The following is an 8,467-nucleotide window of genomic DNA, read 5'->3' as shown; positions in this document are numbered from 1 at the left end:
GACCTGCAACGACAGCAACTGACACAACCACGAGAGCACACGATGGCCCACGATTGACCCGCTCAAACTGGCCTCAAATTGAGCCGCTGCCGACACCTGGCTTCGCCCTGCGCTGGTACAGATGGCGCCGACGGCGCCGGACACCCGCCCGCAGCAGCCGCTACCGCCGACGAGACCACTCGCCGTGACACGTCCGGTTGTAGTACCGGCCTGTTCGCATGATAGCGGTGTGGACACATTTAATTCAGGGGCACCCTAAGGATCAGCGGGTCAAGGATCAGCGGGTCAAGAGCGGCTGCTATCTGCGGGGCAGAATATCGCTAGTATCGAGTTCCGGAGATCGAATGCACTTAGAATAACGCCCCATTTAGTTTCGACATCACAGCGGCAAACCCTCTATTATTTCGCGGAATTAAATTAATCCGCACTAAGTCAATATTCTGTACATCATGAGGGTCGACTGTGTAGATAACTCGCGTTATTCCTGCTTGCAGTATGGCATATTGGCAGCGAAGGCACGGTTTTGCCATTCTCGGAAGGCCAGAAGCATCGACTCGAGCAACAAAGAGGTGGCCACCATTGGTTCGTGGAGCTCTGCGTAAGGTGGCTTCTTCGGCATGGAAAGTGGCATGAGTGAATGTCACAGCAGGATTGTTCCGGCGCCGATTTGGTGAAGCCGCGAGTACGCGGCTACCAATAGTAAGAACCGCCCCTACCCTATGTCTACACTCAGAGCGTAGCGCTTGCCTAAGTGCCAGGTCGATCATGGCCAATGTTTGCACTTACTTTCTTTGGAAGTCAACAATTCCCGAGCGGGTGCCATTTTAGCGTGGATTTTTCTCAGGGTTTCAAACCAGCGACTCAAAGCCCTAACCCAGTTATTATATTTCTACAGGACCCGCTCGCGCCGAACTTCGATGCAGCTCATCGAGTGTCCATCCGACCCAAAGAATCAGTACTCCAGCGATCGCTTCCCGAAGCCGCTGGGAAGAGAGCGTCTGCCAACTCTCGTCGCGTACCTATTCCGAGTTTACTATAAACGCGTTGCAGATGATTATCTATCGTACGGGTCGAGAGTCCCAGAATCGACGAAATCTCCTTACTCGACGTCCCTCTCATCGCAAGTAGAGCGACTTCACGCTCGCGCTCGGTCAAGTACGCCATCGACCGCATTGTTATGAGAAGCGGTGTGGATACTCCGCCGCAACGCGCAGCACTAGCTTCAGCGAAATTAGTTGCTGCTGCCGCAGCATAGGGCTGATTGCGGCGTCGCAGAATTGTCGCAGCATAAGATGCGGCTTCTGCAGAAAGGAGGTCCGCACCGATGCCAGCAAGCCGGCCAGCCACATTCATTAACATTTCAGAATCTTCAATGGAAAGTGCAGCGACTAGTTCCCTGCGTGTCGCTGATAATTCTCCATCACATATCGTTGATAGCTCTGAAATGCGTGCCAAAACTTCCTTTGCTCCACCAAGCCTAGCGATGTCAGTAAGTAACAGCATTTCAGATGTGACGTTACCTGACTCGCGTGCTGACCTAGCTGCTTCATCGAGAACACTACGAGCTTTCCTGATATCGCCAGAGCAAGCGTAGATCCAAGCCTCACCAAGGCGCTCTTCTCCCCGGAGCAAGCCCATAGGAAAATTCCGTTGCGCTTCTGCTAATTCGTTTCTCGCGTTGTCAAAATTCCCTAGAATAGCCGAGGCTGCAGCCATTCCGCTCAACCCTAGTTGCAACCCTCTGGTGTGATCATGCATTCTGTTTAGTGCAACTGATTCGGCAAATAGAGTGTGCGCCGCTAATGGGTGCCCGGCCAGCCATTCCGCACGAGCCATATTAAATGCTGTCCATACGCGTGGAAGTGGAGCACGGGCAGACAGGAGATCCGCGAATGCCTGCCGCCCAACACGCAGGGCTTCAGCAAAGTTTCCAGCTTCAGTTAGAGCAAGGACCAGTGAATTGAGCTGTGACGCTGGATGCGTCTGTGCGGCATTTCTCTCCAACGCCAGATGGGCACTATAGGCATATCTGGCTTTCTTGCAAGCCTCATTTACTTTGCCCGTCGCAGACAGGGCCGCGGATTGCATCGCTGCCCCCCATAGCCATGCGTTTATCTCTAGAGCACTATCCTCAGTTGTATCTAGCTCAGACAGCAGCGGCAAAGCTAGGTCTGGCCTACCCGATGCAGCGAAAAGAGTCCCTTCCGTTATTCGTATGTGCCTAGCTCCGGTCTCGCTGCCTACCCGCAATCCAGCCTCGGCATTTGCCGTGAATGCTTCATCTGTCTTCGCCGCAAACCAAAATAGGTTAAAGGTTCTCGCCAGATTTAATGCGGTAATCTCCGAATCACTCTTTGCTTTCCGGCAAGCTTCCTTGAGCGTATTTTCCGACCTTTCCCATTCGCCAATATTGGATAGGGCTTCGCCTAGTAATAGCTGAGTGAGACTTGTGCGATCCTCCGCCGGTACGGCTTCCAGAAGCGACACGACTTGCCGATAATCATGAGCATAGCGTGCTAGCGCGGCTGCCTGAATCAATGAATGCGGATCCCCGGTTCCGGTGGCAGCGAGTCGCCAAGAAGCCACATGGAATGCATCCTCCCTGCGTCTCATCCCATACGACTCTATCCGCTCGACATGCTTAAGAAGAATGTCTTGCCGCCTATAGAAGGGCAACGTTTGCCGTAGCGTTTCCCCATACAAAGGGTGAGCTAGCCTGACGATATTTCTCCTTCCGTCATCAGTTACCTCAATGAGCGTCAGAGCCTCAAGTGTCAACACAACTTCGGGGCCATATATTAGTCGTGCTTCCGATAGTGAAACAGGGTCACATAGCGAAAGGAGTTCGAGGAGATCGCGGCCGTTAGGTCCCGCTGACGCTAGCCGAGTAGTGATGAGCTCCTTGAGTAAAGGTGTTGCTGCGAGTGACCCGGAGGAAATATCAAGAACACCTCCGCCGTCAATAATAGCATCTTCTTTCCATGTACCAATTAACAACTCTCGAAGATAGAGGGCATTCCCTCCACTTCTGTAATATAATTCGTGAACTGCATTGTGACCGACTCGGCCCTTCAGAGCAATCTCTAGCAAGTGTCCGACTTGCCCTCTGTTTAATTCGGCTAGATCAACCACTGACCCCGCGCGATCATCAACACACGCTGAAAGCACTTCATTCATTCGCTCCCCGTCCCGAATAGTACAGACTATTCGGAGAATCCCCTCGCCAGCGAGCTGCTGGAGGAGCATAGTAGATGCCACATCTAAGAGATTAATGTCATCTACGAGCAGAATCCATGGCTGCCGAATCCGCAAAGCTAACAATTCGTTGACTTTGGCGAATCCAGCAGCTGGGTCACCCATGTCCACATCTGCAGGGAGCAGATGCGCTATAGCTCCGAGTGGAATGAAAGCAGCAGCCGCGGTCGCTGTGGCTTTCCCCCCCTTCCACCCTTTTTCAATTGCTCGCTTTAGGCACTCTTCAGCAAATCTACTTTTCCCCACGCCAGCTTTTCCTCGAATAGTGAAGAAGCGCGCAGTCGTGCTGGCCATGAATTCATCAAAGAGTTTGATTTCCTCCTCTCGGCCGACCATTGGCCATCGCCAGTCGATATCCCGTCTCTGCATTGATCCTCCATTTAGATTACCTATTCGAATGCAGGCAAGGAGTTGGGCTAATCAACATTTATTTCGCATGCTAGACGGAAGCACTCAGGCTTGTGCTGGTCCATGAGGCTCTCTTCTGTGCTTGATGCTGTTTCCGGGTCAACATGGTCTTGGAAGGAAGACTCCTTGGAAGCAGGCTCCAGCTGATGGGTAATCGCTACTCAACACACAGAAGTGGCTTGTATGGTCAGTAGTGGATCTTCAAACAGGAGGCGACACCTGATGACAGATGTGACCGTCTGCGCTGAGACCGTGACAATGGCCACATCCACCTGACCGCCGGAATGCGGGAGTGAGCGCTTCGAGCTCAAGTGCTCACGGCGTTCTAGCCTCGCCGTTTCGGTTGAGGAAGGTGAGGCGTTGCTGAGGAGCGCTGTCGGGTGGTTGATGGGATCTCGGTGCGCGGACATGGCGGGGTCCTGGCGTGGTCCTGGCGCGGTGGTCGGTTTCTTCAAGCTTTCGGGTTGTGGTGGGCCAGGGTTCGCTGGTCAGCCGACGGGACGGGGCAATGTGGCGAGGCGATGGAAGGCCGTGGTCAGTTCGTGTCTCCAGGGCCAGGTCGCCGATATTCGCAAGCGCAGGCGGCGATGTGCAGCAACCGGTAGCGGAGTTTCTTCGGCTCAGCGGTGGCCAGTTCGCCGTCCAGTAGCAGGACGCGGGGCCAGGCCGACAAGTCGATCGCCGTGAGGCTGGGTTCGAGCCAGGCAGTGTTGACGCCGAAGTGGCGGGAGGGGAAGCGGTCGAAGCCGGTGGTTTTGCCGCGCTGGATGTGGTCCTCGACGGTGGCATGCCCGCGCGGTGGCGGACTTCTAGGAACTGGGTTGAGCCACCACCGGAGTAGAGGGTGTCGGTGAGGAATGCCTACTGACACGAAAAGTTCAGATCGTGTGAGGTCAGGCCGCTGAGATGGGTTCGAAGCGGAGGGTCGGGCCGAGGTTGTTGGCTTCCTTGATCATGCGGCGCATGGCGCGTTCGGGGTTGCGCTTGGTGAAGTAGTTGGCGCCCAGTTCGCGGTACGGGACCTGGTCGTGGAGCACGTGCCAGATCGCGATGGCCATCTTGTGCATGACGGCGACCAGGGCGCGTTTCCCGCCGCGGCGGGAGGCGATGCGGCGGTAGAAAGCGGCGAGGTAGGTGTTCTTGTTTCGGACGGCCGTCATGGCGGCGATCCCGAGCAGTCGCTTGAGGTTGGTGTTGCCGTGTCGGGTGCGTCCGGAGCGGTTCACGCCGGCGGACTCGCTCTGCCCGGGGCAGACCCCGATCCAGGAGGCGAGGTGGTGGGCGGTGGGGAACTGGGTCATGTCCCCGCCGGTCTCGGCGATGACGATCTCGGCCGCGAGGCGGCTGATGCCGGGGATGGTGTCCAGCAGGTCCAGGTCGCGCTCTTGGGCGGCCAGCAGTTCGGCGATCCGCGCGTCGAACACCGCGACCGTCGCATTGAGGTGATCGATCTGGTCGAGGTAGTGGCGGACCATGAACGCGTGGTGGGGCGTGAAGTCCCCGTCCAGGGCCTCCACCAGTTGTGGGATCTTGGCGCGGGCTTGGCGGATGGTGAGGTCGGCCAGCCGATGCGGGTCGCGCTCGCCGGCGATGAGGGCTTCGAGGATCGCCCGGCCCGAGATGCCCACCACGTTCGACAGGACCGAGGTCAGCTTGAACCCGGTGTCCTCCAGCTCCTTCTCCAGCCGCTGGGCCTCGGCCCCCGCGGCCCGGACGACCTCGGTCCGGCGGCGGGTCAGATCCCGCAGTTCCCGAACGGCGCGGGGCGGAACGAAGGATCCCATCACCATGCCCGAGGCCCCCGCGCGGGCCAGGAACGCAGCGTCGCTCGGATCGGTCTTGCGGCCCCGGATGCCCTTCAGGTGGGAGGGGTTGACCAGCATCAGGTTCAGGTGCGGCTGCAGCAGGTAGTAGACGCTGCGCCAGTAGTCCGAGGTCGCTTCCATCACCACGACCTCGACCCGGCGTTCGACCAGCCAGGCCAGCAAGCGGCGGATCTCGGCCTGGGTGGTGCCGAACCGCTCGGTCTCCAGGCTCCACCGGCCCGCGTGCGTGGTGCTGGGGGTGCGCACGCAGCCGAACAGGAACCGCTTGCCCAGGTCCACCCCTGCCGACCGCAGATGGATGACCTCGTCCTTCACATCCAGCCGGGCCATGACCGGCTCCCTCCCACGCAGTGAGCATGCATGCGACGGGTGGCCCGGAAGGGCCAACGGGACGGAGCGGAGACTGACACGCGTGCTCCGGGCGCCGGACGGCGGCCCTGGCACAAACCGTGGTTCCCTCAGCGACCCCCAAGACCAACCTGACTTACGAGCTCACCGGCATCGCAGTAGTACCGGCCTGGCCGGGACACCCGGGCCCATTTTCCCAGCCACGGGGTAATCACGTCAGTGACTCTGGGCTCCTGACTTGTAATGCGTGATGTCGTGGGGTGCTGACAGGTCGTGATCGTCGCGGTACCCCACGGTCATGAGGTACGCGCAGGGTGGTGGGCTGACTGCCGAGCGGAGGGCGTTTCGCGAGCAGATCCGTCTGGACGCGGGCGAGATGTTCGCGGCCGGCAGCGGCAATGCCGAGGTGGCGAAGGTGCTGCGAGTTCATGTGCGCTCGGTGATCACACTATCTACGCTGTCACTCGTCGTATGGAACCTCGGTGTCCGCTCCCGCAGATCAACCTCATCCACTCCGCTCGACTTGTGCGGCGGCACCCCGTCGAGGCTGGGCAGCAACGTCGTATCGTTGACCAAGCTCCTGGTCCTTCTTTCTGCACCGAGGAACAGGAATAATCCCCCCAGGGCGACAAGCACCCTGTCCCTTAAACAACATGACAGAGAGTCAACGCAGAAGCACCACACTACTCAAGTTCGAAAGCCCAAGAAGCGGAGTTCCGGTAGCAAAATTACGGCTTGCCCAACAGGCCCATGAGGCAATCGTTACCATCGGCGAACTAATACCTTCACCATTCACCTAAACACCGAACAGGTCGAACTACTCTTCTGTTTATCCAAGTAAATGACGACGGAACGAGGAAGCATGATCGATAACCTTACCACGGAAGCGTCACCCGGTACATTAAGAGCTAACGCGATTGGCTTCATTGATGCGCTGGTCATAGGTCTCAACGCAACGTCGCCTGCATATTCACTGGCGGCAGTAATTGGCCCCATCGTGGCGCTCGTGGGAATCCACGCGCCCGGCACAATGCTGGTGTCGTTCGTTCCGATGCTGTTCATTGCCTCGGCGTTCTTCTATCTGAACAAAGTAGACCAGGACTGCGGCACTACATTTTCCTGGGTTACCCGGGCCATGGGCCCTTGGGTCGGCTGGCTCGGAGGTTGGGCCATCACGATGACCGGCGTTCTGGTGATCGGCTCTCTGGCCGACGTCGCTGTGCGTTTCGGTCTGCTCACACTCAGGCTTGACAGTTGGGCGGAGAATGACGCGTTACGCCAGTCACTTGCCGTGCTCCTGATCCTCATCATGGCGGCCGTGTGCATTATGGGCACGGAGGCATCAGCCAAGCTGCAAAACGTTCTGATCATTGCACAGATTATCTGCCTTCTCATCTTCGCGGTGACAGCGATCTACCGTGTCTACTCCAACTCTGGGTCGCTCAATGCTATTAGGCCATCGATCAGTTGGCTCAACCCTTTTGGCGCGGGCGGCACGGCACTAACCGGAGGCATGCTGCTAGGCATTTTCATCTATTGGGGCTGGGAATCGGCTGTCAACCTTACTGAAGAAACGGAGAATTCCTCCACCGCCCCGGGGAAGGCCGGAATATGGTCCACTGTTGTGTTACTGGTAACGTACCTGTCTATTGGCTTCGCGGTTGTCGCCTACGCAGGGACGACGTTCCTTTCCGGGAAAGCCGACGAGGAGGAGGCAGTCTTCGCCGTTCTCGCCAATGAGGTGATGGGAGGCTGGGACTGGATCGTGTTGCTAGCGGTCTCTACGTCAGCGATAGCTTCGACCCAGACAACGATCATTCCCGCGTCGCGTACCGCCATGTCCATGGCGCGCCGGCAGGCTCTACCCTCACAGTTGGCGCACATCCACACCCGGTTCCGTACGCCCGATGTGAGCACATGCTTTGTCGTCGGTATCGCCACCACTTGGTACCTAATCATCAATCAGATCAGCGAGAATGCCCTCTTCGATTCGCTTACTGCACTGTCACTTCTGATCGCATTCTACTATGCACTCACTGGTGTTGCTTGTGCCGTCTACTACCGCCGCCATCTAACCGGAAGTCTGCACAACTTCATTTTCATCGGCGCTTGCCCTCTGATCGGATCTGCGATACTGACGTGGCTGCTAGTGGAGTCTGTTGCCGATATGTCCAACTTCGAGAACTCCTACAGTGGGGTCTCGTGGTTCGGGGTCGGTCCCCCGCTTGTTATTGGCATCGTTATCACGCTGGCTGGCTTGGCTCTAATGCTCGTACGTCGCCTAGTGCAACCTTTGTACTGGTCGGAGCGTCCTAGCGTGGTTGATCCCGATCTTGCTCAAAAGCAATGATTCGGGAAGGGTGTTTGACGTAGAAAAACTCCTTCCATACACCCGCGAGTTAGATGATGCGCCGGTAGCGGGCGCCGAGGAAGGTGTCGGTGCGGGCGGCGGCATTGGCGGCCTCGCCGAGGGCGCCTTTGAGCCAGGGATTGCCCTGCCCGGCTGGGCCGGCGGTGTTCTTCGCGCCGGACTGGATCGTGCGGGGGCACAACTTGGCCCACGAGACGAGGTGTTCGGGGGTGGGGAAGCGGGTCATGTCCGCGCCGATCTCGGCGAGGATGATCTGCGC

5 protein-coding genes and 2 pseudogenes are annotated in these 8,467 nt (G+C 57.9%); 2 read left to right on the top strand and 5 right to left on the bottom strand.

The features are described 5' to 3' along the window. Positions 1–350: 350 nt before the first annotated feature. The 4 genes and pseudogenes from ACWCQK_RS41435 to ACWCQK_RS41420 form a co-directional block, all read right to left on the bottom strand. Positions 351–767 (bottom strand): deaminase, encoded by a 417-nt coding sequence (locus tag ACWCQK_RS41435; RefSeq protein WP_451164353.1) that lies wholly within the window; start codon positions 765–767, stop codon positions 351–353. A gap of 157 nt (positions 768–924) precedes the next feature. Continuing rightward, positions 925–3,624, bottom strand: coding sequence for a LuxR C-terminal-related transcriptional regulator (locus tag ACWCQK_RS41430; RefSeq protein WP_451164351.1), 2,700 nt, complete (start codon positions 3,622–3,624; stop codon positions 925–927). 527 nt (positions 3,625–4,151) lie between these two features. Then, a pseudogene (locus ACWCQK_RS41425) lies at positions 4,152–4,515 on the bottom strand (transposase); the annotation flags it as partial. A gap of 41 nt (positions 4,516–4,556) precedes the next feature. Then, positions 4,557–5,819 carry an IS110 family transposase gene (locus ACWCQK_RS41420; RefSeq protein ID WP_451164349.1) on the bottom strand — a complete coding sequence of 421 codons (1,263 nt, stop codon included), beginning with the start codon at positions 5,817–5,819 and terminating at the stop codon, positions 4,557–4,559. Between the two features lie 316 nt (positions 5,820–6,135). Here ACWCQK_RS41420 and ACWCQK_RS41415 point away from each other — a divergent pair. Next, positions 6,136–6,279: pseudogene (locus ACWCQK_RS41415) on the top strand (IS630 family transposase); the annotation flags it as partial. 420 nt (positions 6,280–6,699) lie between these two features. Then, on the top strand, positions 6,700–8,187 hold the full coding sequence (locus ACWCQK_RS41410; RefSeq protein ID WP_451164347.1) for an APC family permease: 1,488 nt from the start codon (positions 6,700–6,702) through the stop codon (positions 8,185–8,187). A 49-nt stretch (positions 8,188–8,236) separates the two neighbouring features. Here the strand turns inward: ACWCQK_RS41410 and ACWCQK_RS41405 are convergent. Next, positions 8,237–8,467 (bottom strand): transposase (locus tag ACWCQK_RS41405; RefSeq protein ID WP_451164345.1); only part of this gene is annotated, 231 nt, incomplete at its 5' end.

It is taken from the genome of Streptomyces sp. NPDC002306, assembly GCF_053593435.1.
The sequence above is the reverse complement of the archived record's forward strand: the minus strand, read 5'-3'. Positions and strand labels throughout refer to the sequence as shown.

What these genes read in the sequence shown, in the direction of transcription:
- ACWCQK_RS41410 (WP_451164347.1), top strand. Translation starts at nt 6,700, where the DNA reads ATGATCGATAACCTTACCACGGAAGCGTCACCCGGTACATTAAGAGCT.
- ACWCQK_RS41420 (WP_451164349.1), bottom strand. Translation starts at nt 5,819, where the DNA reads ATGGCCCGGCTGGATGTGAAGGACGAGGTCATCCATCTGCGGTCGGCA.
- ACWCQK_RS41435 (WP_451164353.1), bottom strand. Translation starts at nt 767, where the DNA reads ATGATCGACCTGGCACTTAGGCAAGCGCTACGCTCTGAGTGTAGACAT.
- ACWCQK_RS41430 (WP_451164351.1), bottom strand. Translation starts at nt 3,624, where the DNA reads ATGCAGAGACGGGATATCGACTGGCGATGGCCAATGGTCGGCCGAGAG.